The sequence below is a fragment of the Streptomyces sp. NPDC048436 genome (genome assembly GCF_043200355.1).
Classification (GTDB): Bacteria; Actinomycetota; Actinomycetes; order Streptomycetales; family Streptomycetaceae; genus Streptomyces.
The window spans coordinates 255782-278461 of record NZ_JBICXP010000006.1; the positions used below are offsets into that span (position 1 = coordinate 255782).

The 22680-nt window shown below is 70.7% G+C and carries 24 protein-coding genes; 12 read left to right on the forward strand and 12 right to left on the reverse strand.

Going from position 1 to position 22680, the window contains the following annotated elements; genetic code table 11:
• Nucleotides 1-35: 35 nt before the first annotated feature.
• The gene (locus ACGFX9_RS22555) at nucleotides 36-1274 is read right to left on the reverse strand and encodes a MurT ligase domain-containing protein (protein WP_393474693.1); all 1239 of its coding nucleotides are present in this window, start codon (nucleotides 1272-1274) and stop codon (nucleotides 36-38) included.
• Between the two features lie 142 nt (nucleotides 1275-1416).
• Between ACGFX9_RS22555 and def the strand changes: the two genes are divergently transcribed.
• Complete coding sequence (gene def / locus ACGFX9_RS22560; protein WP_393474695.1) at nucleotides 1417-1956, forward strand: peptide deformylase; 540 nt, start codon at nucleotides 1417-1419, stop codon at nucleotides 1954-1956.
• 34 nt (nucleotides 1957-1990) lie between these two features.
• Here def and ACGFX9_RS22565 read toward each other — a convergent pair whose 3' ends face one another.
• Entirely contained in the window at nucleotides 1991-2638 is a 648-nt protein-coding gene (locus ACGFX9_RS22565) for a TetR family transcriptional regulator (RefSeq protein WP_160509223.1), read from the reverse strand.
• A 167-nt stretch (nucleotides 2639-2805) separates the two neighbouring features.
• On the opposite strand from ACGFX9_RS22565, the gene ACGFX9_RS22570 reads away from it, so the two are divergent.
• The 4 genes from ACGFX9_RS22570 to ACGFX9_RS22585 all read left to right on the forward strand — a co-directional run bounded on the left by ACGFX9_RS22570 (nucleotide 2806) and on the right by ACGFX9_RS22585 (nucleotide 5301).
• Complete coding sequence (locus ACGFX9_RS22570; RefSeq protein ID WP_393474698.1) at nucleotides 2806-4032, forward strand: acyl-CoA dehydrogenase family protein; 1227 nt, start codon at nucleotides 2806-2808, stop codon at nucleotides 4030-4032.
• An 81-nt stretch (nucleotides 4033-4113) separates the two neighbouring features.
• Nucleotides 4114-4557, forward strand: a complete 444-nt coding sequence (locus tag ACGFX9_RS22575) for a MarR family winged helix-turn-helix transcriptional regulator (RefSeq protein WP_393474704.1) — start codon at nucleotides 4114-4116, stop codon at nucleotides 4555-4557.
• Nucleotides 4558-4600: 43 nt separating this feature from the next.
• Nucleotides 4601-4726 carry a hypothetical protein gene (locus ACGFX9_RS22580; RefSeq protein ID WP_393474707.1) on the forward strand — a complete coding sequence of 42 codons (126 nt, stop codon included), beginning with the start codon at nucleotides 4601-4603 and terminating at the stop codon, nucleotides 4724-4726.
• A 14-nt stretch (nucleotides 4727-4740) separates the two neighbouring features.
• Nucleotides 4741-5301 (forward strand): isochorismatase family protein, encoded by a 561-nt coding sequence (locus tag ACGFX9_RS22585; RefSeq protein ID WP_393474710.1) that lies wholly within the window; start codon nucleotides 4741-4743, stop codon nucleotides 5299-5301.
• 7 nt (nucleotides 5302-5308) lie between these two features.
• On the opposite strand, the gene ACGFX9_RS22590 is transcribed toward ACGFX9_RS22585, so the two are convergent.
• The 4 genes from ACGFX9_RS22590 to ACGFX9_RS22605 form a co-directional block, all read right to left on the reverse strand.
• Nucleotides 5309-6097, reverse strand: coding sequence for a GNAT family N-acetyltransferase (locus tag ACGFX9_RS22590; RefSeq protein WP_393474713.1), 789 nt, complete (start codon nucleotides 6095-6097; stop codon nucleotides 5309-5311).
• A gap of 44 nt (nucleotides 6098-6141) precedes the next feature.
• Nucleotides 6142-7182 (reverse strand): PhlD, encoded by a 1041-nt coding sequence (locus ACGFX9_RS22595; protein ID WP_393474716.1) that lies wholly within the window; start codon nucleotides 7180-7182, stop codon nucleotides 6142-6144.
• A 149-nt stretch (nucleotides 7183-7331) separates the two neighbouring features.
• A complete protein-coding gene (locus ACGFX9_RS22600) occupies nucleotides 7332-8153 on the reverse strand; it encodes a helix-turn-helix domain-containing protein (protein WP_393474719.1) in 822 nt (273 codons plus the stop codon).
• A 437-nt stretch (nucleotides 8154-8590) separates the two neighbouring features.
• Nucleotides 8591-9478: a Gfo/Idh/MocA family protein gene (locus ACGFX9_RS22605; RefSeq protein WP_393474722.1), complete on the reverse strand. Its 888-nt coding sequence runs from the start codon at nucleotides 9476-9478 to the stop codon at nucleotides 8591-8593.
• Nucleotides 9479-9700: 222 nt separating this feature from the next.
• Here ACGFX9_RS22605 and ACGFX9_RS22610 point away from each other — a divergent pair, with 222 nt between their 5' ends.
• The 3 genes from ACGFX9_RS22610 to ACGFX9_RS22620 all read left to right on the forward strand — a co-directional run bounded on the left by ACGFX9_RS22610 (nucleotide 9701) and on the right by ACGFX9_RS22620 (nucleotide 12318).
• Nucleotides 9701-11179, forward strand: a complete 1479-nt coding sequence (locus tag ACGFX9_RS22610; protein WP_393474725.1) for an MFS transporter — start codon at nucleotides 9701-9703, stop codon at nucleotides 11177-11179.
• Nucleotides 11179-11784, forward strand: coding sequence for a TetR family transcriptional regulator (locus ACGFX9_RS22615; protein ID WP_393474728.1), 606 nt, complete (start codon nucleotides 11179-11181; stop codon nucleotides 11782-11784). Before ACGFX9_RS22610 ends, ACGFX9_RS22615 begins: the two co-directional genes overlap by 1 nt.
• 87 nt (nucleotides 11785-11871) lie before the next feature.
• A complete protein-coding gene (locus tag ACGFX9_RS22620) occupies nucleotides 11872-12318 on the forward strand; it encodes a cupin domain-containing protein (protein WP_393474731.1) in 447 nt (148 codons plus the stop codon).
• Here ACGFX9_RS22620 and ACGFX9_RS22625 read toward each other — a convergent pair.
• Nucleotides 12291-13235 (reverse strand): DMT family transporter, encoded by a 945-nt coding sequence (locus tag ACGFX9_RS22625; protein WP_393474734.1) that lies wholly within the window; start codon nucleotides 13233-13235, stop codon nucleotides 12291-12293. The genes ACGFX9_RS22620 and ACGFX9_RS22625 overlap by 28 nt on opposite strands.
• 141 nt (nucleotides 13236-13376) lie before the next feature.
• On the opposite strand from ACGFX9_RS22625, the gene ACGFX9_RS22630 reads away from it, so the two are divergent.
• Together ACGFX9_RS22630 and asnB are read left to right on the forward strand one after the other, a co-directional pair.
• A complete protein-coding gene (locus ACGFX9_RS22630) occupies nucleotides 13377-13952 on the forward strand; it encodes a TetR/AcrR family transcriptional regulator (protein ID WP_393475394.1) in 576 nt (191 codons plus the stop codon).
• A 174-nt stretch (nucleotides 13953-14126) separates the two neighbouring features.
• A complete protein-coding gene (gene asnB, locus ACGFX9_RS22635; RefSeq protein WP_393474737.1) occupies nucleotides 14127-15968 on the forward strand; it encodes an asparagine synthase (glutamine-hydrolyzing) in 1842 nt (613 codons plus the stop codon).
• Between the two features lie 18 nt (nucleotides 15969-15986).
• Here the strand turns inward: asnB and ACGFX9_RS22640 are convergent, their stop codons facing one another.
• The 4 genes from ACGFX9_RS22640 to ACGFX9_RS22655 all read right to left on the reverse strand — a co-directional run bounded on the left by ACGFX9_RS22640 (nucleotide 15987) and on the right by ACGFX9_RS22655 (nucleotide 18927).
• Nucleotides 15987-16313 carry a hypothetical protein gene (locus tag ACGFX9_RS22640; RefSeq protein WP_393474740.1) on the reverse strand — a complete coding sequence of 109 codons (327 nt, stop codon included), beginning with the start codon at nucleotides 16311-16313 and terminating at the stop codon, nucleotides 15987-15989.
• Nucleotides 16314-16618: 305 nt separating this feature from the next.
• Nucleotides 16619-17263 carry a formylglycine-generating enzyme family protein gene (locus tag ACGFX9_RS22645; RefSeq protein WP_393474743.1) on the reverse strand — a complete coding sequence of 215 codons (645 nt, stop codon included), beginning with the start codon at nucleotides 17261-17263 and terminating at the stop codon, nucleotides 16619-16621.
• A gap of 15 nt (nucleotides 17264-17278) precedes the next feature.
• The gene (locus ACGFX9_RS22650) at nucleotides 17279-18499 is read right to left on the reverse strand and encodes an RNA polymerase sigma factor (protein ID WP_393474746.1); all 1221 of its coding nucleotides are present in this window, start codon (nucleotides 18497-18499) and stop codon (nucleotides 17279-17281) included.
• 11 nt (nucleotides 18500-18510) lie between these two features.
• A complete protein-coding gene (locus ACGFX9_RS22655) occupies nucleotides 18511-18927 on the reverse strand; it encodes a YciI family protein (RefSeq protein WP_393474749.1) in 417 nt (138 codons plus the stop codon).
• Nucleotides 18928-19128: 201 nt separating this feature from the next.
• On the opposite strand from ACGFX9_RS22655, the gene ACGFX9_RS22660 reads away from it, so the two are divergent.
• Nucleotides 19129-19977 carry an isocitrate lyase/phosphoenolpyruvate mutase family protein gene (locus tag ACGFX9_RS22660; protein ID WP_393474751.1) on the forward strand — a complete coding sequence of 283 codons (849 nt, stop codon included), beginning with the start codon at nucleotides 19129-19131 and terminating at the stop codon, nucleotides 19975-19977.
• Between the two features lie 87 nt (nucleotides 19978-20064).
• On the opposite strand, the gene lpdA is transcribed toward ACGFX9_RS22660, so the two are convergent.
• Nucleotides 20065-21468 (reverse strand): dihydrolipoyl dehydrogenase, encoded by a 1404-nt coding sequence (gene lpdA / locus ACGFX9_RS22665; protein WP_393474754.1) that lies wholly within the window; start codon nucleotides 21466-21468, stop codon nucleotides 20065-20067.
• Between the two features lie 244 nt (nucleotides 21469-21712).
• Between lpdA and ACGFX9_RS22670 the strand changes: the two genes are divergently transcribed.
• Nucleotides 21713-22561: an SAM-dependent methyltransferase gene (locus tag ACGFX9_RS22670; protein ID WP_393474756.1), complete on the forward strand. Its 849-nt coding sequence runs from the start codon at nucleotides 21713-21715 to the stop codon at nucleotides 22559-22561.
• Nucleotides 22562-22680 lie beyond the last annotated feature (119 nt).

Here is a 22680-nt window from a genome sequence, read left to right on the forward strand (position 1 = left end):
TTCGTCCCTACGAGGGTCTAGAGGGTCCGGTGGGGTCAGTTGCCGACGCGGCGGCGCAGATCCTGGAACGCGGTGTAGTTCGCGATCGTCTCGATGCGACCGGGCGGCGCGAGCTGTACGGCCTCGTCCAGGGTCTCGCAGACCCGGAAGTCCAGACCCGCGACCTCAAGACGCACCGCGAGGTCCAGCTTGCGGTCGCCGAGCACGAAGATCGGGTGTCCGGCCAGACGCGTGTAGTCGACGTCCCACAGCCAGGAGGTGTCGGTGCCGTCGGCGCCACGGGCGTTCACGGACAGCACCACCGGGGTGGGCGGCGGGTCGATCAGCGAGAACGTCTCGAGCCAGCCCGCGGGGTTCTTCGCGAGCAGCAGACGCAGCTCGCGGCCCTGGAACTGCACCACGTCATAGCGTCCGGCGACGGCCTGCACTTGGTACATGCGCTCCAGGGCGACCTGCGGCGGCACACCGAAGACGGCGGCGACGGCGGCCGACGTGGTCGCGTTCGCCTTGTTCGCCCGGCCCGGCAGCTGCAGATGGATCGGCCAGGCCGAGCCGTGCGGGTCAAGGACGTGGTCGCCGGAGAGGACCCAGCTGGGCGCGGGACGGCGGAATCCGCACTCGCCGCAGAACCAGTCGTCCCCGGGGCGCTGCATCACACCGCCGCAGGAGGGGCACGACCAGGCGTCGTCCTTCCACTCCTGACCGGCGGCCACCCACACCACGTTCGGCGAGGACGACGCGGCCCAGACGACCAGCGGGTCGTCCGCGTTCGCGATCACGACGGCCTTGGATCCTGCCAGGCCCTCGCGCCAGTTCTCGGCCATCATGCGGGTCTCGGCGGCGCGGTCGAGCTGGTCGCGCGAGAGGTTGAGCAGCGCGATCGCCTTCGGCTCCACGTCACGGGCGACACCGGCGAGGTACTTCTCGTCGACCTCGATCACGCCGAACCGGGCGTCGGAGCCGCCCGCGAGGGCCGAGGTGATCCCGGCCGGCATGTTCGCGCCCAGCGCGTTCGACACCACGGGTCCGCTGGCGCGCAGCGCCTCCGCGAGCAGCCGGGTCGTGGTCGTCTTGCCGTTCGTGGCGGAGACGAGTACCACGTCCAGGTGCGTGGCAAGACGCCCGAGCAGGTCGGGGTCGAGCTTGAGTGAAACGCGGCCGCCGATCACCGATCCGCTGCCGCGGCCCGCCGCGCGCGACACCGCCGCGGCCGCCTTGCCCGCCGTCACGGCCAGCTTGGCCCGCGGCGACAGCGGGTCCGTGTTGCCTGCCATCAGTTCTGGATCCTCCTTGCTTACGGCGCCGCGCCTGCCCCCGGCAACGCGATGAACCTCAGCCTATCGAGATCCACTGACAAGCCCGAACAGCGGCACCACCCCGACCCCGGGGCTCTCCAAGGACCGTACCCTTGCGGCCATGCGACACGGCTCGATCCCGGGCGCCTCAGGGCGCGTACGACCCCTGACCCTGCTCGGTGACCCCGTGCTGCACAAGGACTGCGAGGAGGTCACCGACTTCGGCCCCGAACTGGCCCGCCTCATCGAGGACATGTACGCCACGATGTACGCCGCCCAGGGTGTGGGTCTCGCCGCCAACCAGATCGGCGTGAATCAGCGGGTCTTCGTGTACGACTGCCCGGACGACGACGATGTCCGTCATCTCGGGTACGTGGTGAACCCCCGCCTCGTGGAGGCGGACGGCGTCAGCGTGCGCGGCCCCGAAGGCTGTCTGTCGCTGCCGGGTCTTGAAGCGGGCACGCCGCGCTTCGACCACGCCGTGGTGGAGGGTGTCGACGTGCTCGGGGCGCCGGTGCGGGTGCACGGAACCGGCTGGTTCGCGCGCTGCCTGCAGCACGAGTGCGACCACCTGGAGGGCGGCGTCTACACCGATCACGTCACGGGCTGGCGGCGGCGCAGGGTCCTGCGGGCCGCCGCCAAGGCCTCCTGGAACAGCTGACGTTGTCGGGGGGCTTCTTTGGAAGAGCCGCCGCTCAGAACCCGGGGCCGCCGACGCGGTTGCCCGCCGCGGCGAGCCGTCCCCACAGCAGGTCGGCCAGGCTGCTGACCAACTCGGCGCGCGGGCACGGCCGTTCGCCGAGCCACCAGTCGCCTGCCGCGTGCATCATGCCGACGATGCCGTGCCCCCAGACGCGCGCGAGCTGCGCGCTGCCCGGTCCGAGGTCGACCCGCTCCTCGATGACCTGCGCGAGCTCCTCGCCCATGCGGCGCAGCACGGGGGCGGAGTGCAGGCCCACGTCGAAGCCCTGCTCGCCGGGGGCGGCGCCGTCCGAGGGGTGCATGAGGAAGCGGTAGACCTGCGGGCGTGCCTCGATCGCCGCGAGGTAGGTGTCGAGGGTCTGCTCGACCCGCTCCCGTCGCTCGGCCGGGGCGTCAAGGGCGGCGCGCAGCGATTCGAGGAGCGCGTCGGTGTGCCGCTTGGCGAGCGCGGCGTACAGTCCGCCCTTGTCGCCGAAGTGGCGGTACAGGATCGGCTTGGTGATGCCCGCCTCGGCGGCGATGGCGTTCATCGAGGCGCCGGGCCCGTCGCGAAGCACCACCCGGTCGGCGGCCTCCAGCAACTCGCGCCGCCGGCGCTCGGCAGACCGTTGCTGATCGGTCTGCTGTGTGGTGGTCTCCATAGTGTTTCTCTCCCCGCCCGTGCGATTGCGTGACGCACGCGCAACGTAACACCCCGCGACAGGCACCCATCGAACGGGCGGCCGGGAGTTGACAGGGGCTACCGGCCGGTAACAGACTCCAGTTACCGCAAGTAACGTACGTCTTCACCGCAGGTCCTGGAGGGGTCATGGCCGAGTTCACCATGGAGCTCAACGACGAACAGAAGGAGGTCCGGGACTGGCTCCACGGGTTCGCCGCTGACGTGATCCGGCCCGCCGCCGCCGAGTGGGACGAGCGCGAAGAGACCCCGTGGCCGATCATCCAGGAGGCGTCGAAGCTGGGGATCTACTCCCTCGACTTCTACGCCCAGCAGTTCTTCGACCCCACCGGCCTCGGCATCCCGATGGTGACCGAGGAGATCTTCTGGGGTGACGCGGGCATCGGCCTGTCCATCATGGGCACGGGCCTGGCCGCCGTCGGCGTCCTCGCCAACGGCACCGAGGAGCAGATCGGCACCTGGATCCCGCAGATGTACGGCGACGTGAACGACGTCAAGGTCGCCGCCTTCTGCTCCTCCGAGCCCGACGCAGGATCCGACGTGGCGGCGATGCGCACCCGCGCCGTCTACGACGAGGCCAAGGACGAGTGGGTCCTCAACGGCACCAAGACCTGGGCGACCAACGGCGGCATCGCCAACGTCCACGTCGTCGTAGCGGTCGTCGACGCGGAGCTCGGCTCCAAGGGTCACGCCTCCTTCATCGTCCCGCCGAGCACCCCCGGCCTCTCCCAGGGCCAGAAGTTCAAGAAGCACGGCATCCGCGCCTCGCACACCGCCGAGGTCGTCCTGGAGGACGTGCGCGTCCCGGGCCACTGCCTGCTCGGCGGCAAGGAGAAGCTCGACGAGCGCCTCGCCCGCGCCCGGGAGCGCGCCAAGACCGGCGGCGAGCGCGTGAAGAACGCCGCGATGGCCACCTTCGAGGCGTCGCGCCCGGCCGTCGGCGCCATGGCCGTGGGCACGGCGCGTGCCGCGTACGAAGAAGCCCTTGAGTACGCCAAGACGCGTACGCAGTTCGGCCGCCCGATCATCGACAACCAGGGCGTGGCCTTCCAGCTCGCCGACATGGCCACGCAGATCGACGCGGCCCGTCTCCTCGTCTGGCGCGCGTCGTGGATGGCGAGCACGGGCAAGAAGTTCGAGTCGGCCGAGGGCTCCATGTCCAAGCTGTACGCGAGCGAGGTCGCCAAGAAGGTCACCGCGCAGGCCGTGCAGATCCTCGGCGGCAACGGCTTCACGCGCGAGTATCCGGTGGAGCGCATGCACCGGGACGCGGCGATCTACACGATCTTCGAGGGTACGAGCGAGATCCAGCGTCTGGTGATCGCGCGCACGGTGTCGGGGATGCCGATCCGCTAGACGCGGTCGCCGCCGCTGGGGGTGGTAGGAGATAGACAGACAAGTTTGCAAGTTTGCCTGTCTATCTCCTACGGTCGTGTCATGACCGAGAAGCCTGGTGACCCGACCCCCGAGCAGGTCGCCGCTGATCTCACCGCCGTCCTGGGGCGCGTGGCGCGCCGGCTGCGGACAGCGTCACCAGGGGCCGGGCTCAGCGCCTCGCAGCGCACCGTCCTCGCCCTCCTCGACCGGGAGGGGCCCGCCACCACGGCGGCCCTGGCCCGCGCGGAGCTCGTACGGCCGCAGTCGATGCGCATGACGGTGGGCGCCCTGGAGAGCATGGAGCTGATCGAGCGCGCCCCCGATCCCAACGACGGACGGCAGACGGTCGTCTCGGTCACCGACAAGGGCCGCCGCACCCTCGCGGAGGCGCGCGCCGCCAAGCACGGCTGGCTCTCGCGCGCCATCGCCGAAGGCCTCGACGCCGACGAGCGGCGCCAACTGGCCGACGCCGCCGTGCTGTTGGAGCGGCTGGTGCAGCAGTGAGAGCGCTGCCCGCCGTACGCCCGCGGCTGATGAGCCGGGGTTCATGGGCGCCAGCAATCAGGCCGCCGTCCGGACCGTTGGCGTACTGGCGCTCGTCCTGGTCGTCCTGACCCTGACCGGCCGGGCCTTGCGCGCCCGCACTGACCGCTTCCCAAGTTCCCCCACGTAAGAGAGACCAGCACCATGACTGCCACCACCCTCGACCCCACCACGGCCCTCGTTCTCGTGGACCTCCAGAAGGGCATCACCGCCCTGCCCACCGCCCACCCCTCGGCGGAGATCGTCGAGCGATCCGCCCGTCTCGCCGCCGCCTTCCGCGAGAGCGGCCTGCCCGTCGTGCTGGTCCGGGTGACCGGTGGCGCCCCCGGCCGTACCGAAGGGCCTGCCCGCGGCGGTGAGGTGCCCGCCGACTGGGCGGAGCTGGTCCCGGAGCTCGGCCGCCAGGACAGCGACATCGTCGTCACCAAGCAGCAGTGGGGCGCCTTCTACGGCACCGACCTCGACCTCCAGCTGCGCCGCCGCGGCGTCACGCAGATAGTGATCGCCGGCATCGCGACGAGCATCGGCGTCGAGTCGACGGCCCGCGCGGCCCACGAACACGGCTACCACGTCACGGTCGCCGTCGACGCCGTCACCGACATGGACGCCGAAGCGCATCGCAACAGCGTCGAGAAGATCTTCCCGAGGCTCGGTGAGACGGACACGGCGGAGGCGATCGCGAAGCTGCTGGTGGCCGCCGGCTGATCAGGCTCTAGGGCCGGTACACGTACGGCGTCGTCACGCTCAGCGGTACGAAGCCGAGCCGTGCCAGGATCGGGCGGCTGTCGTCGGAGGCGTCCACCTGGAGGTAGCGGCAGCCGCGTTCGGCCGCGATGCGGGCGCGGTACGCGACGAGGGCACGGTAGATGCCCTTGCCGCGCCAGCGCGGTGCGGTGCCGCCGCCCCAGAGCCCGGCGAAGTCGGTGCCGGGGGAGAACTCCATCCTGGCCGCGCTCACCGGAACGTCACCCGCCATCGCGACGACCGCGACGATCAGGTCCGGGGTCTCGGTCAGCTGGGTGAGGACCCGCTTGGCGAGACGTTCGCTGAGCCCCGAGCCGTCCTCGCCGAACGCGATCTCATGCGCGTCCGCCATGAGCCGCACGCCGGCCGCGTCCGTCACCGGGAGCAGCCGTACGCCCTCCGGCAGTTCGGGCTCGGCGAGCAGCTCGCCGGCCTCGCGGACCATCACGGTCTCCGGCGGCTCGGAGGAGAACCCGGCCGCCAGCAGCCGGTCGGCGAGGTCGGCGGGCCGGTCGTGGGAGTGCAGCTTCCACTCGAACTCCCGCCCGGCGGCGGTGAAGTACCGCACCTGCTCGGCGATTGCCGCGTCCGCGGTGGCCGGGTCGAGACGGGCCCAGTGGACGCCGTTCCAGTCGTGCTCCGCACCGACCTGCCGGACGACGTCCCCGGCGCGCTCGACTCGGGCATCGGGACTGTCCGCCCGCACGTCGCGCCTGAGCTGCCGGTCGTACGCGGCCAATACCGCTGCGTGATCCATGGGGGCACTTCAGCAGGGTGGCGGGGGCACGGCAACTGAATTGGTCAGGCTTGCCAGTGACAGCGAAGCGCGGCGGTGGCGAAGCCGGGGCCGAAGGCGACGACGATGCCGCGGGCGGCGTCGGCGGGGGGATCCGTGTAGGTGCGTTCCAGGACCCGCAGGACGCTGACACCGCCGAGGTTGCCTTCGTCGGCGAGGGTGTCGGTGGCGTGGCGGGAGTCGTGGGGGGCGAGGCCAAGGGCGGTGGCGGTGTCGGAGATAATGCGGGGGCTTCCCGGGTGCAGGACGGCGAAGTCGGGCCGCTGCGGGCCGAACCAGTTCTTGATGTGGGGCAGGACGTCGTTGGCCGCGCTCAGGGCCTTCTTGGTGGAGTCGAAGTGAATTCCGTCGGCGCCGATACGCCCGCGCTGACGGTCGATGCTGTCCGGCAGGACGTACTCGAAGCTTTCCTCGATCACGATCCCCGGGCCCTGGCGGTCGCTGGTGACAACGGTCGCTGCGGCGGAGTCACCGAACAAAGCCTTGTAGATCATCGACTCGATGCTGGTGTCCGAATGCTGGTAGATGGCCGAGAGGACCTCCGCGCCCACGACGAGAACGTTGCTTCCAGGATGAGCGGCGACGAGCTCAGCGGCGCGGATGAGGGCGTGGGTGCCCCCTGGACAGGCCACGGTGGTCAGCGCGATACGGCGCACGGTGGGGCGGAGCCCGAGCCGATCGATGAGATGGGTGTCCAGGTTGGGGATGGCCCAACTGGTGGTGTGCGTAGTGACGATCGCGTCGATGTCGTCTGCGGAGAGCCCGGCCGCAGCGAGGGCCGAGAGGGCAGCGCGTTCGGCCATGGTGAGCGCGTCACCGAACGCCACACGGGCGCGCTCACCGATGTCGGCCGAACCCGAAACGGTCGGGGAGCCCAGAGGACGTGTGAAGTGGCGGGTGCGGACGCCCGAGTTGCCGATTACGCGAAGGAACGCCCTCAACCTCGCGTGGTCATGGTGACGGGTGCGTATGTCGTCCGCTATCTCAGAGGTGGCGACCTTGTGGTCGCCCAGGACGGTCTGCGGTCTGGAGACATGAGCGAGCACGAGGTGGCTCCCACGGGGACTGGGACGGATGCGGGGGGTGCGGCACAACGTACTTGACGGGTGCCGAAGTCGTCTTCCCGCGCCACAGAGGAGGGCCGTGTGACTTGGAGGACCGTGTCACAGGGAGGGCCCTGTCACATGAAGGGGCGTCAGTCGGCGCGCAGCATGGGCGCACGTGTGTGGGCGCGCTGGGTTCCGGCGTGGAACACGAGGATCATCAGGCGGGCTCCGGGCGCGGTCAGCGGCTGCGCGGTGCACATGGTGACCCAGCCCGGTCCCAGTTCCGAGTGCAGCAGCGGGCGTTCGTCACCGTCGGGATGCGGGTGCGAGTTGCCGGCGTCGTAGAGAGCAGCGGCATCGGGATCGGCGAGGACCTCCTTCTCGATCTGGCGCAAGGTGTTGTCGTGGGGCCGGGACGCGAGCGCGGCGCGAAGCTGCGGCAGCACCATGGGAGCCCAGGCCGTATGCCAGTCCAGCAGATTCCGGCGGCCCATGGGGTCGAGGACCATCCATCGCATGATGTTGCTCGGGACGTTCCTGTCGGGGAACATGCCGGGGAGGGCCTCGTTGTAGGCCAGCATGTCCCACGAGGCATCGGTGACGTAGGCCATGTGCCGGATTCCGTCGACCGCCTCCTGCCACACCCCAGGAACTTCCTTCCCGGACGACTGATGCAGCGGCCCCGGCGGCTCCTGCAACAGCGCGTACCGGCACAGCGACACCCACTCCTGCTCGTTCAGCCCGAACAGCCGCGCCACATCCCGCAGCAGCGACGTCGGCGGATTGGGGTAACTGCCGGACTCCAGGCGGTGATACGTCCCGATCGCGCGGTGCAGGAGCTGGTCGACCTGGTGCTGCGAGAGGCCGCGGGCCCGCCGCCCCTGGCCTGTGGGGCGGCTGAAGCCGTGCGATTCGGGGGCGATGAGGGCGCGTCGTTCGCGGAGCAGTGCGCGGAGCGCCGTCTTGTTCATGGTGGGTAATCCCTCTTGGTCCACGCCGAGTTGAGCATCAGCAGTCTAAATATTCGCACCAGCTTTGGTAGTAAAGATTGCCCGAAGAAAAACGATCAGTCGGTGCGGCATCATGGACCACGCGGGACCACCGACCTGCCAGTTCGACCGTCGGTGGGCACGCGGACACAACTGTGGGGCATCTTGACCGGGGAACTTGAAATTGGCTGAAATTCCTCGGTGTTGGGTACCCCCTAGGCCTATTGGGCCGCTGCGGGAAGAGTATGGATCGGTTGTTCGTATTCCGATGCGTGTGGTCGGAAACGTCGCAGTCGGGACGTACGTACGGCGCATAACTTCCCGGAACGGTCCATGGGCCCACTGGCTGCGGCCGGTGCCGTCACTCGCCATTACGTAGCGGCCACGGTACCGGCCGCCCGCGGTTGTCCGCGGGCGGTTCAGCCGGCCGGGAGCTGCTCCTCGGCCAGGGCCAGGATCTCCGTCACGCGCAGTCCGAACCGCACGTCGCAGGCGTGTGGCCGGCCGGAGCGCGCCGACTCGACGAGCGCGTCGAGCGCCCGGTGGAACGCGTCGAGCGCCCCGCCACCTGTCGGCATCCGCACCGTTCCCGCCTCGCCGCGCAGCTCCACCGTCACCCCCGAAGCCTTCGCCGGTGTGCTCAGGCTCAGCGCCGCCGTGCTCGACGCCCCTGTGCCGTGCCGCAGGATCAGGTGGACCAGATCCGCCTTGCCTGCCGCCGCCGTCACGCCCGTGACATCGCCGAGCACCGGCAACAGGACGGACAGGGCGTGCGGGCCGACGTCCCACAGGCCGCCCCGCCGCGCGCGCCACGGCGAGGAGAACGGGCTGGTCCCGTCCGCCGCGTAGAACGAGCCGTACCAGTCGGCCCGTCCCGCGAACCAGCCCTCCGTAGCCGCCTGTTCGGCCACCCAGGCCGACGTCGGCCCGGCGAAGCGCAGGGTGAAGAACACGACGGACGCCACCCCGGCCCCCTCGGCCGCCGCCGCGAGGTCACGCGCCGCGGCGGCCGTCGTCGCCACCGGTTTGTCCAGGAGCAGATGGCAGCCCGCCGCCGCGGCCCGCGTGGCCAGCGGCGCCTGCACGTCCGGCGGCACGGCGAATGCCACGGCGTCACTGGCGGCGAACAAGGCGTCCACGTCCGCGTACGCCGTCGTGGCGTGCGCCGACGCCAGCTCGGCCGTGGCGTCCGGGCGCCGGCCCCAGATTCCGCTGATCTCCACGTCCGGATGCGCGGCGAGCGCCGGAGCGTGCGTGGCCGAGGCCCAGGAGCCCGTGCCGACCAGTCCCATTCGCAGTCTCTTCATGGTCGGCATTATGGCTGACTTCATGCCGTCGGCGGCGGGTGCGGCCCAGTGCCCGCAAGGCAGTTGGCCATACCGCGTTGTTCCGTCCAAGACGGATGTGGCCGGATCCAGTATCCGAAATCAGCGGTGGTGAAAGCCCATTCACCCGCTATGGTGAATTCTCATTCACTCTACTTCGCCCCATTTCACTTCTCGGTACGCCGTGCCCGCGCTGGAGCGATCATGAAGCTCGTCCCGATATCTTCCGCAGACAGCGCAGGCATATGCGCACGCCTGACCGTTCCCGTGCTGGCCTTCGGCGGCATTCTCATGGCGGTGACACAGACGGTCGTCGTGCCGCTGCTGCCCGACCTGCCGCGACTGACCGGGAGTTCACCGGGCGCGGTGTCCTGGCTGGTCACCGCGACGCTCCTGGCCGGCGCCGTCCTTACGCCCGTACTGGGCCGGGCGGGCGACATGTACGGCAAGCGACGGGTGCTGCTCGCCGCGCTCGGCCTGATGACCGCGGGGTCGACCCTGTGCGCGCTCACCTCCGACATCCGGATACTGATCGCGGCCCGCGCGCTGCAGGGCGCCGCGGCCGCCGTCGTCCCCCTGTCGATCAGCATCCTGCGGGACGAACTCCCGCCGGAGCGCACCGGTTCGGCGGTGGCGCTGATGAGCTCGACGGTCGGGATCGGCGCCGCGCTCGGCCTGCCGCTGGCGGCGCTGATCGTGCAGTACGCGGACTGGCACGCCATGTTCTGGGCGACGAGCGCGCTGGGCGCCATCGGATTCACCCTCGCCTGGTGGACCGTACGCGAGTCGCCGGTCCGCTCACCCGCCCGCTTCGACACATGGGGTGCGCTGGGGCTCGCCGCCGGTCTGGTCTGTCTGCTGCTGGCGGTGTCGCAGGGCGGACAGTGGGGGTGGGGGAGCGCGCCTGTGATCGGCCTGTTCGTCGCCGCCCTCGCGATCCTCGCCGTGTGGTGGCGGCAGCAACTCGGGGCAAAGGCGCCCCTGGTGGACCTGCGGCTGGCCTCCGGGCGGCGTGTGGCGCTGCCCCATGTGGCGGCGCTGCTCGCCGGGTTCGCCTTCTACGCCAACTCGCTGGTCACCGCCCAGCTGCTCCAGGCGCCCGTCGCCAGCGGGTACGGACTCGGCCTCTCGATCGTGGCCACGGGTCTGTGCCTGCTGCCCAACGGTGTGATCATGCTGGTGCTCTCACCCGTGTCGGCCCGTGTCTCCACGGCGTACGGCGCCCGCGTGACCCTTGCCGTCGGGGCGGCCGTCATCGCGCTCGGCTATGTCCTGCGCATCGTCGACAGCCGCCATCTGTGGACGATCGTCCTGGGGGCGGCCGTGGTGTCGACGGGCACGACCTTCGCGTACTCGGCGCTGCCCACCCTCATCCTGCGGGCGGTGCCCCTCACCCAGACCGCGTCCGCGAACGGCGTGAACGTCCTGATGCGGACCATCGGTCAGAGCATGTGCAGCGCGGCGGTGGCCGCCGCGCTCGTCCACCACACCACCGCGCTCGACGGAGTGCGGGTGCCGACCCTGTCCGGCTACCAGCTGGCCTTCGCCATGGCCGGAACCATCGCACTCGTCGCCTGCGCCACGGCCCTCGCCATACCCTCGGATCCCTCCCCGGACGGCCCGCGACGGACCACCGGGAGCCGGGGCGCCGCGCAGGAGACGCCCCTGAAAGGGAAGAGCTGATGACCCCATCGCCCCCCGACGCGGGAGCGCAACCAGGGGCAACCGCCCCCGCCCTCGCCCGGCGCGACGCGGAGGCGACGAAAGCCGCCATCATCCGAGCCGCCCGCTACCTCCTCGCACGGCACGCGCACGCGGACATCACGCTCAAGGCGGTGGCCGAACGGGCCGGTGTGAGCGCGCCGTTGGTCCTCAAGTACTTCGGCAACAAGGAAGCGCTGTTCGCCCGCGTCATGTCCTTCGAAGCCGATGCCGAGGCTCTCCTCGACGCGCCCCTCGCCGAGCTCGGCCACCACATGGTCCGCCATCTGCTGACCGGCCAGGCCGAGCACGGCGCCGACCCCATCCTGCGCATCGTCTTCGCCCCCCTCCACCGCGAGCAGGGCGACATCCTGCGCGCCAACTTCCGTACGCAGGTGGCGGACCGCCTCCGCGAACGCCTCGAAGGGCCGGACGCGGGGGTACGCGCCGAACTCGCGGTGGGCACGCTGCTCGGCCTGGGCGTGATGTACGGCATCGCCCGCGGCCCGCACCTGCGCGGCACGCCGATCGCCGAGATCACCGAGCGGTACGCGCCCACCGTCCAGCGGTTCCTCACGCCTCCGTGACGGCGGCCTTCTGCCGCGCACGCGCTGCCCCATGTGCGTATCGTCGACGGCAGCCGGACCCCCGGCACCGACACCCGGAGTGCACGCATGAGCGAGGCGATCGAACGTCCGGCCCTGGCGGGCGAGTTGGGCATGGAGCCGCACCCGGAGGGCGGCTGGTTCGTCGAGACCTGGGCCTCGGGGCACTCCTTCGAGCCCAAGGGCTACCCCGGCGTGCGGGCGGCGGCCACCGCCATCTACTTCCTGCTCTGCCCGGGGGAGGAGTCCCGCTGGCACGTGGTGCGCTCCGACGAGATCTGGCTGTGGCACCGCGGCGGCCCCCTGGACCTGCGTCTTGGCGGCGACGGCGAGCTGCCGAAGGAGGGCGCGGCGCCCATGCGTCTTGGTCCTGGCGTCGAGCACGGCCAGCGCCCGCAGATCCTGGTGCCCGGCGGCGTGTGGCAGGCGGCGCGTCCCGCCGGTGACGAAGCGGTCCTGGTGAGCTGCGTCGTGGCGCCCGGCTTCGACTACGCCGACTTCCGGCTGGCCGACTGAAGCGCCGCGGCCTCGGACGGCTTCCGCGGGGAGCGCATAACCGGCGCCGCCGGGCGCTTGCCCCGGTGCACGACCGCGACCGCCGAGAGTCCGACCGCGAGCCCCAGGGCGGTCTGTACGCCGAAGGGTTCGCCGAACATCAGGGCGCCCCACAGGGCCGTCACCGGTGCCATCAGGAACATGAGCGTGTTGACCTGGGTGACTCCGGAACGCCGCAGGATCAGCCAGTACAGGCCGTACCCGCCGAAGGTGGAGAGCGTCACGAGCCAGCTGATCGCCACCCAGAACGAGGTCTCCATCGGCGGCGCCGCCGCGCCCGCGCCCGCCGCGAGGGCGGTGAAGACCACGGCGCTGGTCACGCAGTGGACCGTCATCGACACCGCCGGGGCTACCGGGCGGGGCGAACGGCGGTCCAGGAAGGTCGCCGCCACCAGCGAGAACATCCCGAGGAACGGCACCAGATAGGCCCACCAGGGCGCGTCCGTGCCGCCCGAGGCATCCGCCGCCGTCACGATGACGACTCCGGCCACGCCGAGCGCGAGGCCCACCCACTGGGTGCGCGAGACGTACTGGCCGAGCAGCGGCCCGGCGAGCGCGCCCGCCACCAGCGGCTGGGTGCCGTCGATCAGGGCGGTCGTGCCGCTGGAGACGCCGAGCTGGATTGCGTAGTACACGGTGAGCAGATAGCCGCTCTGCGACAGCGCCCCGACCGCCGCCTGCCGCAGGACGTCACGCGCGGTGAGCCCGCGCCAGGACGCTCGCGCCACGGTGAGGGCGACGACCGCGAGCACGAGGGCCAGGGGCAGAAACCGCCACATCAGGACCGTCACCGCGGAGGCGCTGCCCGCGCCCAGCTTGGCCCCGATGAAGCCTGAGCTCCAGCTCAGTACAAATGCGATCGAGAGCAGAAAGTTCATGACGCCCCTCCGACTGAGGTATACCGATCTGTCTACTCGCCTTGAGTATACAGATCGGTATAGCATGGAGCCATGACCGAGCTGCTGAGCGAGATCGTGAAGGACGCCGCCGGCGCCGAAGGCGCACCGCGCAGGGTCGTCATGACGCCGGGCGCCCGTCGAGTCCTCGACGCGGCGAGCGTGCTGTTCTATGACCGGGGCATCCACGCCGTGGGCGTGGACCTGATCGCCGCCGAGGCCGGTGTCACGAAGAAGACGCTGTACGACCGGTTCGGCTCCAAGGAGCAGATCGTCGTCGAGTACCTGGCGGCGCGCGACGAGCGCTGGCAGGCCTTCCTCGCCCCGTACGTCGAGGCCGCGACCACCCCGCGCGCCCGGATCCTGGCCGTCTTCGACGCCTCGCGCGACTGGGCGGAGGCGAACAGCGGCAAGGGGTGCAGCATGGTCAACGCGCACGCCGAGATCAGTGACCCCGCGCACCCCGCGTATCGGGTCATCACGGGCCAGAAGGCCTGGATGCTCGCCCTCTTCACCGGCCTCGCCCGCGACATCGCACCCCGGCGGGCGGCCAGGCTCGGCCGCGTCCTCATGCTGCTGCACGAGGGGGCCCTGGTGGCGCACGGCCTGCGCATCTTCCCCGACGCGATCGGCCAGGCCCGCGGCGAGGCGGCGGCGCTGTTGCGCGACACGTCCCGGACTGCCGGCGAAGACAAGTAGGCGCAGGTGAGAGGCCCTTTGGGGAAGTCTTTGCCGTTGGCCGGAACATGTCGTTCCGTGTTACCGGCTCATTGACCGTACGCAGTCGGCGGACACACCCTTGCCACATAGCTGCTAGCTACACCTAGTTCGTCGGGTGGTAGCTCACAGGCAGCGCGACGCAGGAGGTAGCGCATGTGTGGCATCACTGGCTGGGTCTCCTTCGACCGTGATCTGCGGTCCGAGCCGGGCACCTTGGACGCGATGACGGAAACGATGTCCTGCCGCGGCCCCGACGACCGCGGCACCTGGACCGAGGGACCCGCCGCACTCGGGCACCGCAGGCTGGCCATCATCGACCTGCCCGGCGGGCGCCAGCCCATGACCGCGCGGACACCACGCGGCCCCGTCGCCCTCGTCTACTCGGGGGAGACCTACAACTTCACCGAACTGCGCCGCGAACTGACCGGGCGCGGCCACGAGTTCACCACCGAGTCCGACACCGAAGTCGTCCTGAACGGCTACCTGGAGTGGGGCGAGGCCGTCGCCGAGCGACTCAACGGCATGTACGCGTTCGCGGTGTGGGACGGCAGGGACGACAAGCTCGTCATGATCCGCGACCGGATGGGCATCAAGCCCTTCTACTACTACGAGACCCCCGACGGCGTCCTGTTCGGCTCCGAGCCGAAGGCGATCCTCGCCAATCCGCTGGCCCGCGCCCGCGTGACGGCCGACGGTCTGCGCGAGCTCTTCACCTTCGTCAAGACGCCCGGCCACGCCGTGTGGGACGGCATGAAGGAAGTCGAGCCCGGCACGGTCGTCACCGTCGACCGGGGAGGTCTGCGCCGCCACGTCTACTGGGAGCTCGGGACCCGGCCGCACCCCGACGGCCGCGAGGAGTCCATCGCCCATGTGCGCTCGCTCCTCGACGACATCGTGCGCCGCCAGCTCGTCTCGGACGTACCGCGCTGCACCCTGCTCTCCGGTGGCCTCGACTCCTCGACGATGACCGCGATCGCCGCGCGCCAACTGGGCGAAGTCGGCGAGACCGTACGCAGCTTCGCCGTCGACTTCGTCGGCCGGAGCGAGAACTTCGTCGCCGACGCGCTGCGCTCCACCCCGGACACGCCCTTCGTGCACGACGTCGCCAAGGCGTCCGGCACCGACCACCGCGACATCGTCCTCGACTCGCACGCCCTGGCCGACCCCGAGGTCCGGGCCAGGATGATCCGTGCCCGCGATCTGCCCATGGGCTTCGGCGACATGGACGCCTCGCTGTATCTGCTCTTCCAGGCCATCCGCGAACACTCGACGGTGGCACTCTCGGGGGAGTCGGCCGACGAGGTCTTCGGCGGCTACCTCCAGTTCTTCGACGAAGAGGCCCGCAACGCCGACACCTTCCCCTGGCTCGTGCGGTTCGCCGAGCACTTCGGTGACGACGCCGACGTCCTGCGCCCGGACCTGACCGCCGCCCTCGACCTGCCCTCGTACATCCAGGGCAGTTACGACACGGCGGTCGCCGGGATCCAACGGCTCGACGGCGAGAGCGACTTCGAGTTCCGGATGCGCAAGATCTGCCATCTGCATCTGACCCGGTTCGTGCGCGTCCTGCTCGACCGCAAGGACCGCGCGAGCATGGCGGTCGGCCTTGAGGTGCGCGTGCCGTTCTGCGACCACCGGCTCGTCGAGTACGTCTACAACGCGCCCTGGTCCCTGAAGTCCTTCGACGGCAGGGAGAAGAGCCTGCTGCGCGAGGCGACGGCGGACGTCCTGCCGCGATCCGTGTACGACCGGGTGAAGAGCCCCTATCCCTCCACGCAGGACCCCAAGTACGCCGTCGCCCTCCAGGAGCACGTCAAGGACCTGCTCGCGAAGCCCGGCCACCCGGTCTTCGACCTCGTCGACAGGGACCGGGTGACGCGCGCGGCGCGGCGCGACGTACCGCAGATCACGCAGGCGTCCCGGCGCGGCCTCGAGCGCACGCTCGACCTGGCGATCTGGCTCGATCTGTATACGCCGGAGATCTCCCTGGCCTGAGCCCGCCTGCCCTCGGCCTCACTGCCCCGAACAGTTGCGGACCGTGGGCTGCGGTGGAACCCGGCCCTCGGAGCCGGGCTCCGCCGCGGTCGCGAGGGTGTCGAGGAACCGCTGGAGCGCGGGTGCGCCGCCCGGGCCCAGGCTCCGGCGGATCGGGGGCACGACCGCCGGCGTGCCGGAGCCGCGCCGGGCGTCGGTGGCGGGGCAGGGGAGATCCGTGGCGTCGACGGTCACCGCCCGGCGTATGAACTCATCGACCGCCAGGCCGAGCTGGTCCGCGTTCCGCAGGACCGCTTCGTACTCGTCGGGCGTGAACAAGACCTGCACAGGCTTGGCACCGTCCATGAACGCATGATGCCGTCCGGGGGTGCGCCGTGCGGTGCGGTTGGCATATTCGCGCTCGAAGGCGTGAAACGGAACGCGGGGGACACGAACGGTCGGAATCAGGGGTAGGGCCGCCCGAAACGGAGGCAGGCCCCGACCGGACGGGGGAATCGCGATCGGGGCCTACGTACTGTTCAACGGTGAACCATCGACTGGTGTTCCCAGGTCGGACACTTGTCGTTGTGAGCTGCGTTACGTACCGGAGGGTGCGATGAGGTGTACGCACCGCCACCGCGATCCCTAACCGGACGCCGATGTGCCGGGTCTCAGCGCACGAGGGAGCGCGCGACGCGGAAGCCCACGTCGTCGATCCGGAAGGTCGGGTGGCTGCGGCGGCGCACCGAGGCCCGGCAGCTCCAGTGCTCGTCGAACCACCCGCCGCCGCGCAGCACCCGGTAGGTGCCGTAGGCCTCGGCGTCGTAGAGGTCCCAGCACCACTCCCAGACGTTGCCCAGCATGTCGTGCAGACCCCATGCGTTGGGCCGCTTGCCGCCCACGTCGTGGATCCGCTCGGCCGAGTTGCCGCCGTGCCAGGCGATCTCGTCCAGCGCCCCGTACCGCGGGCCGTCCGAACCGGCACGGCACGCGTGCTCCCACTCGGCCTCGGTCGGCAGCCGGTAACCGTCGGCGGACGCGTCCCACTCGGCGCTCTCGGCGTCCAGGTGATAGGCGGGCGAGCGCCCCTCACGCAGGGACAGGGCGTTGCAGAACCGCACAGCGTCCCGCCATGAGACACCTTCGACGGGCAGCAGGTCGCCGTGCACCGCGCTCGGCCGCTCGCCGATGACCTCTTCGTACGTCTCCTGGGTGACGGGGAAGGCCGCCAGCTCATAGGCCGCGACCTCGACCGGCCAGCTGCGTCGCGTGCGCCGGTCCGACAGGGTCACCTGGCCGGCCGGGACGCCGATCATCTCGTCCTCCGCATTTCACGTCGACAGCAGGCGGGCCGCGCGCATCCGCAGATAGCGCGCCTCGGGAATACTCAGCGTACGCCCGGCCGCCAACCCGTAAGCAACACGGGCCGCTTCGAGGTCACCCGCCCGCTCCAGGAGATGGGCGCGCACGGCATCGAGCCGGTGGTGGCCCGCCAACTCGCCCTCGAGCGCGTCGGCTTCGGCGAGCCCGGCCCGCGGCCCGTGCACCATGGCGACGGCCACGGCACGGCTGAGCCGGGCCATGGGATCGGGCGTACGGCGTACGAGGATGTCGTACAGGGCGAGGATCTGCGGCCAGTCCGTGTCGTCGGCCCGCGCCGCCTCGTCGTGCAGCGCGGCGATCGCGGACTGCAACTGGTAGGCGCCCGCGGGACCTTGGGCCAGGGCCTGCTCCACGAGCGCGGCCCCCTCCTCGATCGCGCGCCGGTCCCACAGGGAGCGGTCCTGCTCGTCGAGCGGGATGAGCTCCCCGTGCGGTCCCGTACGCGCCGAGCTGCGCGCCTCGGTGAGCAGCATGAGCGCCAGAAGTCCGGTCACCGCGCCCTCCTCCGGCAGCAGCCCGCGCACGGACCGGGTGAGCCTGATCGCCTCGCGCGCCAGGTCCGCGCGGTGCAGGGCGCTGCCGGAGGTCGCCGTGTAGCCCTCGTTGAAGATGAGGTAGAGCACCTGAAGCACCACCGCGAGCCGCTGGTCGCGGTCCCTCGGCCCCGGCTGCCGGAACGGCACCCCCTTGACCTTCGCCTTCGCCCGGCTGATCCGCTGCGCCATCGTCGCCTCCGGCACCAGATGGGCGCGGGCGATCTCCGCCGTGGTCAGACCCCCGACGGCGCGCAGCGTCAGCGCGATCTGCGCGGCCGGGCTCAGCCCGGGATGGCAGCACAGGAAGAGCAGCGTCAGGGTGTCGTCCTCGGACGGCGCGCGGTTCTCGCCCGGCGCCGGCGCGGTGAGGGCGTCCCGCGGGGACAGCTGGGCGGCCTCCTCCTCGCGCCTGCGCCGGGCCTCGTCACTGCGCAGCTGATCTGTGAGCCGCCGCGCCGCGACCCTGATCAGCCAGCCGCGCGGATTGTCCGGCACACCCTGCTCGGGCCACTGCCGCGCGGCGGCGAGCAGCGCCTCCTGCACGGCGTCCTCGGCCTCGCAGAAGTGCCCGTACCGGCGTACGAGCGCGCCGAGGACCTGCGGCGCGTGCAGGCGCAGCAGGTCATCGGCCACGGCTGAGCCGTTCAGCACGCCTGGTCGGGGCCGCCCATGATGGGGCGGATCACCACGGGGTAGAGAGGCGCGCCGTCGGGAACCGGGCACGTCTGGATCCGATTGGCGATCTCCGTGACCCGGTCGAGGCTCTCGCAGTCGAGAACCCAGTACCCGGCGAGTACTTCCTTGGTCTCGCCGTAGGGGCCGTCCGTGATGACGGGGCGGCCTTCCTTGTCCACGTCGACCAGACGGGTCTGCGCGGGCTCCGACAGGCCCTGTCCGTCGACCATCTCGCCGGACTCCGCCAGATCGTCGTTGAGCGCGCCCATGAAGGCGAACATCGCCTGCAGGTCCTTCTCGCTCCACGCCGGGCTTGTGGCGTTCGCCTTGCCGCTCTGCGCCTCGTAGTCCGCCTGCGTGCCCTGAACCATCACCAGATACTTCATGATGCCGCTCCTCCGCTGTGCGGTGGCTGCCCCTTGTGGGCAACTCTCACAGGGGACGTCGGAGCGGACGACCCGTTCTCGACACTACGCCGGATGATTTTTTCCGCGATGTCGGAGCAGGCCTCCACGACCCCCCGCCTTCCTCCACGGCTCCCCGACGTTTCGGCGGGCGCCGAACCGACGCGGGGCTACGGTCCGGGAATGACGTACGCACAGCGAGCCGAGGCCACCCACTCCCGAGCCGCGGATTTCCGGAGCCGGGCAGAGGCGTTCCGCGCCCTGCACCGCACCGGCGAACCCCTGCTGCTCCCCAACGCCTGGGACCACGCCTCGGCCGCCGCGCTCGCCCACGGCGGGTTCCCGGCCATCGGCACCACCAGCCTCGGGGTGGCGTCCGCAGCCGGGAAGGAGGACGCCACGGGCGGCACACGGGAGGAGACGCTGCGCCTGGCCCGCGGCCTGGCCCGGCTGCCCGCGCTGATCACCGTCGACATCGAGGGCGGCTTCAGCGAGCGCCCCCAGGAGGTCGCCGGGCTCGCGGCGGAGCTCGTCGGGGCGGGCGTCGTGGGCGTGAACATCGAGGACGGACGCCCGGACGGGACGCTGACCGGGACGGCGCCGCAGTGCGCGCTGATCCGCGCCGTCAAGGAGGCGGCCCCGGAGCTGTTCGTCAACGCGCGCACGGACACCTACTGGCTGCGTGCCGACGACGCGGCAGACGAGACCGCACGCCGTGCCGCCGCCTACCAACACGCGGGCGCCGACGGCCTGTTCGTGCCCGGCCTCCAGGACGAGCACGTCATCTCCGCGCTGGTCGGCACGCTCGACGTGCCGCTCAACATCCTCTTCGCGCCCGGCCACTTGACCTACCGGCGCCTCGCGGAAATGGGCGTGCGCCGGGTGAGCAGCGGCTCGCTCCTCTTCCGGGCGGCCCTGCACGCGGCCGTCGAAACGGCGCGCTCGCTCACGCGGGACGGAGCCGTGCCGGACGGCCTGCCTTCGTACGCCGACGCCCAGGCGCTCGCCGCGGCTTTCGGGCAGGGACAGTAGCCGCCTTTGCCACTCGGGGGACGGCGAGGCCCCCTCCGCCGGTGGGGTGGAGGGGGCCGGGTGCCGCGGGCCGTCAGAAGCAGGCCGTCAGAAGTTGATCATGTGCCCGGCCAGGCCGTGCACCGCTTCCTTGACCGCCTCGCCGAGCGTCGGGTGCGCGTGCACGTTACGCGCGACCTCGTGCACGGTCAGGTCCCACTGCTGGGCCAGTGTCAGCTCGGGAAGCAGCTCGGTGACGTCCGGGCCGATCAGATGGGCGCCGATGATCTCGCCGTACCGCGCATCGCTGATGATCTTGACGAAGCCGACGGTGTCCCCGAGGCCGTGCGCCTTGCCGTTCGCCATGAACGGGAACTTGGCGACCTTGACGTCGAAGCCCTTCTCCTTCGCCTGCGACTCCGTCCAGCCGAAGCTGGCGATCTGCGGCTGGGAGTAGGTGGCCCGCGGGATCATCGGGTAGTCGAGTTCCATCGTCTCGGCGCCGGAGAGGGTCTCGGCGGCCACGATGCCCATGGACTCGGCGGTGTGCGCGAGCATCAGCTTCGCGGTGACGTCACCGATGGCGTAGATGTGCGGCACGTTCGTACGCCCGCGCCCGTCGATGTCGATGGCGCCCCGCTCGGTCAGCGCGACGCCCGTGGCCTCCAGGCCGTAGCCGGTGACGTTCGGCGCGAAGCCGATGGCCTGCAAGACCTTGTCCGCCTCGAGGACCTGCTGCGCGCCGTCCTTGCCCGTCACCGTGACCTTCACCTTGGGTCCGGACTCGTCGATCGACTCGACGCGGGTCGAGGTCTTCACGTCGATGCCGAGCTTGCGGTACTGCTTGGCCAGCTCCGTGGAGACGTCCGCGTCCTCAAGCGGCGCGATGCGGTCGAGGAACTCGACGATGGTGACCTTCACGCCGTAGTTGTGCAGGACGTAGGCGAACTCGATGCCGATGGCGCCCGCGCCCGCGATCACGATCGACTCGGGCACGCTGTCGGCGAGGATCTGCTCCTCGTACGTCACCACGCGCTCGGACAGCGCCGTGCCGGGCAGCAGCTTCGGCGTGGCGCCCGTCGCGATGATGCAGTTCTCGAACGTGATCGTGTCCGTGGTGCCGTCCGACTTGGCGACCTGGAGCGTGTTCGCGTCGAGGAAGGTGCCCCGGCCGTCGAACTCGGTGATCTTGTTCTTCTTCATCAGGAAGTGGACGCCCTTGACGCGGCCGTCCGCGACCGTGCGGCTGCGGTTGAACGCCTCGCCGTAGTCGAAGGACACGTTCCCGTCGACCTTGATTCCGTACGTCTTCTGCTCGTGCGTGAACAGATGGGCCAGCTCCGCGTTGCGCAGCAGCGCCTTCGTCGGGATACAGCCGACGTTGAGGCAGACACCTCCCCAGTACTTCTCCTCGACGACCGCTACCCGCTTGCCCAGCTGGGCGGCGCGGATGGCGGCCACATAGCCGCCGGGTCCTGCTCCGAGCACGACGACGTCGAAGCGGTCTTCCATGGGGAGGTCCTCTCTGGGGATACGTATCTCGCCTACCACGATCATGCGTCATGTGGCCGCCTCGGCGGTGGGCGGGTGCTCGGCGGCGCGGCGGCCGGGTGGGGGGAAGGGCGTGACTCTCGGCAGCAACTGCCCCGAGCCGCACGGCTGTTGAAGGCCGACAGGGGGTAATGTCGCCGCGACAAAACACATGACCGACCGGAGCACATACCCGTATCCCTCTGGGAGAGGTGGAGAACGCGCTGTGACCGCAGACGACCGGACCGAGATGATGTCCATCCCCTTCGACGTGCCGACGTCGGCACGCGCCTACGGCTGGATGCTCGGCGGCAAGGACAACTACGCGGTCGACCGGGACTTCCTGCTGCGGACACTGCCCGACTTCCCCGAGTGCGTCGACATCGCCCGGCAGAACCGCGAGTTCCTCTACCGGGCCGTGCGCCATCTGAGCCGGGCGGGGATCCGCCAGTTCATCGACATGGGCTGCGGCCTGCCGACCGACGACAACGTCCACCAGGTCGCCAGGCGCTTCGCACCGGACGCCCGTGTCGTCTACGTGGACATCGACCCGATCGTCCTCGCGCACGGCAGGGCGCTGCTCGCCGACGACGCCACCACCACCGTCATCAACGGTGACATGCGCGACCAGGACGCGATCGTCGGCCACCCCGACGTGCGGCGCCTCATCGACTTCGACGAGCCGGTCGCCATCCTCTTCCTGTCGGTGGTGCACCACCTCACCGACGCCGACGACCCGCGCCGCGTACTGCGCACGATCATCGACCGGGCGGCACCGGGCAGCTACCTCGGCCTCTCCCAGGTCGTCGCCGACGACCCGGAACGTGGCGCGGCGATGAGCGCGCACATCTCCGGCGGCGGTGTCCCCTGGCAGACCCGCACCCCCGCCGAGGTCGACACCCTCCTGGAGGGCCTCGCTCCCGTCGAGCCCGGCCTGGTGAACCTGGTCGACTGGCGCCCGGACGCCGACCAGCCGCCGCTCGCCCCGGTCCACGACGACCTCGCCCCGTATCTGGGCGCCACCGAGCAGAGCAAGGGGATCTACGAGTACGGGGGTTTGCTCCGCAAGGCCTAGCCGTACACAATGGCCAGCATGATCCAGCACCTGACCGCCACCGCACGGACCTTCGGGGTCCCGTGGCGGCGTGGGTGCGAGCGATCGGGTCGCTAGCTGTCCGGAGCTCCGCCTCCGTA

Coding starts and splice junctions, on each gene's coding strand:
- ACGFX9_RS22585 (WP_393474710.1), top strand. CDS start 4,741: ATGACTGCCACCACCCTCGACCCCACCACGGCCCTCGTTCTCGTGGAC.
- ACGFX9_RS22600 (WP_393474719.1), bottom strand. CDS start 8,153: ATGAACAAGACGGCGCTCCGCGCACTGCTCCGCGAACGACGCGCCCTC.
- ACGFX9_RS22655 (WP_393474749.1), bottom strand. CDS start 18,927: ATGAAGTATCTGGTGATGGTTCAGGGCACGCAGGCGGACTACGAGGCG.
- lpdA (WP_393474754.1), bottom strand. CDS start 21,468: ATGGAAGACCGCTTCGACGTCGTCGTGCTCGGAGCAGGACCCGGCGGC.
- ACGFX9_RS22645 (WP_393474743.1), bottom strand. CDS start 17,263: ATGATCGGCGTCCCGGCCGGCCAGGTGACCCTGTCGGACCGGCGCACG.
- ACGFX9_RS22610 (WP_393474725.1), top strand. CDS start 9,701: ATGAAGCTCGTCCCGATATCTTCCGCAGACAGCGCAGGCATATGCGCA.
- ACGFX9_RS22575 (WP_393474704.1), top strand. CDS start 4,114: ATGACCGAGAAGCCTGGTGACCCGACCCCCGAGCAGGTCGCCGCTGAT.
- ACGFX9_RS22640 (WP_393474740.1), bottom strand. CDS start 16,313: ATGGACGGTGCCAAGCCTGTGCAGGTCTTGTTCACGCCCGACGAGTAC.
- ACGFX9_RS22570 (WP_393474698.1), top strand. CDS start 2,806: ATGGCCGAGTTCACCATGGAGCTCAACGACGAACAGAAGGAGGTCCGG.
- ACGFX9_RS22580 (WP_393474707.1), top strand. CDS start 4,601: ATGGGCGCCAGCAATCAGGCCGCCGTCCGGACCGTTGGCGTACTGGCG.
- ACGFX9_RS22660 (WP_393474751.1), top strand. CDS start 19,129: ATGACGTACGCACAGCGAGCCGAGGCCACCCACTCCCGAGCCGCGGAT.
- ACGFX9_RS22620 (WP_393474731.1), top strand. CDS start 11,872: ATGAGCGAGGCGATCGAACGTCCGGCCCTGGCGGGCGAGTTGGGCATG.
- asnB (WP_393474737.1), top strand. CDS start 14,127: ATGTGTGGCATCACTGGCTGGGTCTCCTTCGACCGTGATCTGCGGTCC.
- ACGFX9_RS22625 (WP_393474734.1), bottom strand. CDS start 13,235: ATGAACTTTCTGCTCTCGATCGCATTTGTACTGAGCTGGAGCTCAGGC.
- ACGFX9_RS22615 (WP_393474728.1), top strand. CDS start 11,179: ATGACCCCATCGCCCCCCGACGCGGGAGCGCAACCAGGGGCAACCGCC.
- ACGFX9_RS22590 (WP_393474713.1), bottom strand. CDS start 6,097: ATGGATCACGCAGCGGTATTGGCCGCGTACGACCGGCAGCTCAGGCGC.
- ACGFX9_RS22630 (WP_393475394.1), top strand. CDS start 13,377: ATGACGCCGGGCGCCCGTCGAGTCCTCGACGCGGCGAGCGTGCTGTTC.
- ACGFX9_RS22565 (WP_160509223.1), bottom strand. CDS start 2,638: ATGGAGACCACCACACAGCAGACCGATCAGCAACGGTCTGCCGAGCGC.
- ACGFX9_RS22555 (WP_393474693.1), bottom strand. CDS start 1,274: ATGGCAGGCAACACGGACCCGCTGTCGCCGCGGGCCAAGCTGGCCGTG.
- def (WP_393474695.1), top strand. CDS start 1,417: ATGCGACACGGCTCGATCCCGGGCGCCTCAGGGCGCGTACGACCCCTG.
- ACGFX9_RS22605 (WP_393474722.1), bottom strand. CDS start 9,478: ATGAAGAGACTGCGAATGGGACTGGTCGGCACGGGCTCCTGGGCCTCG.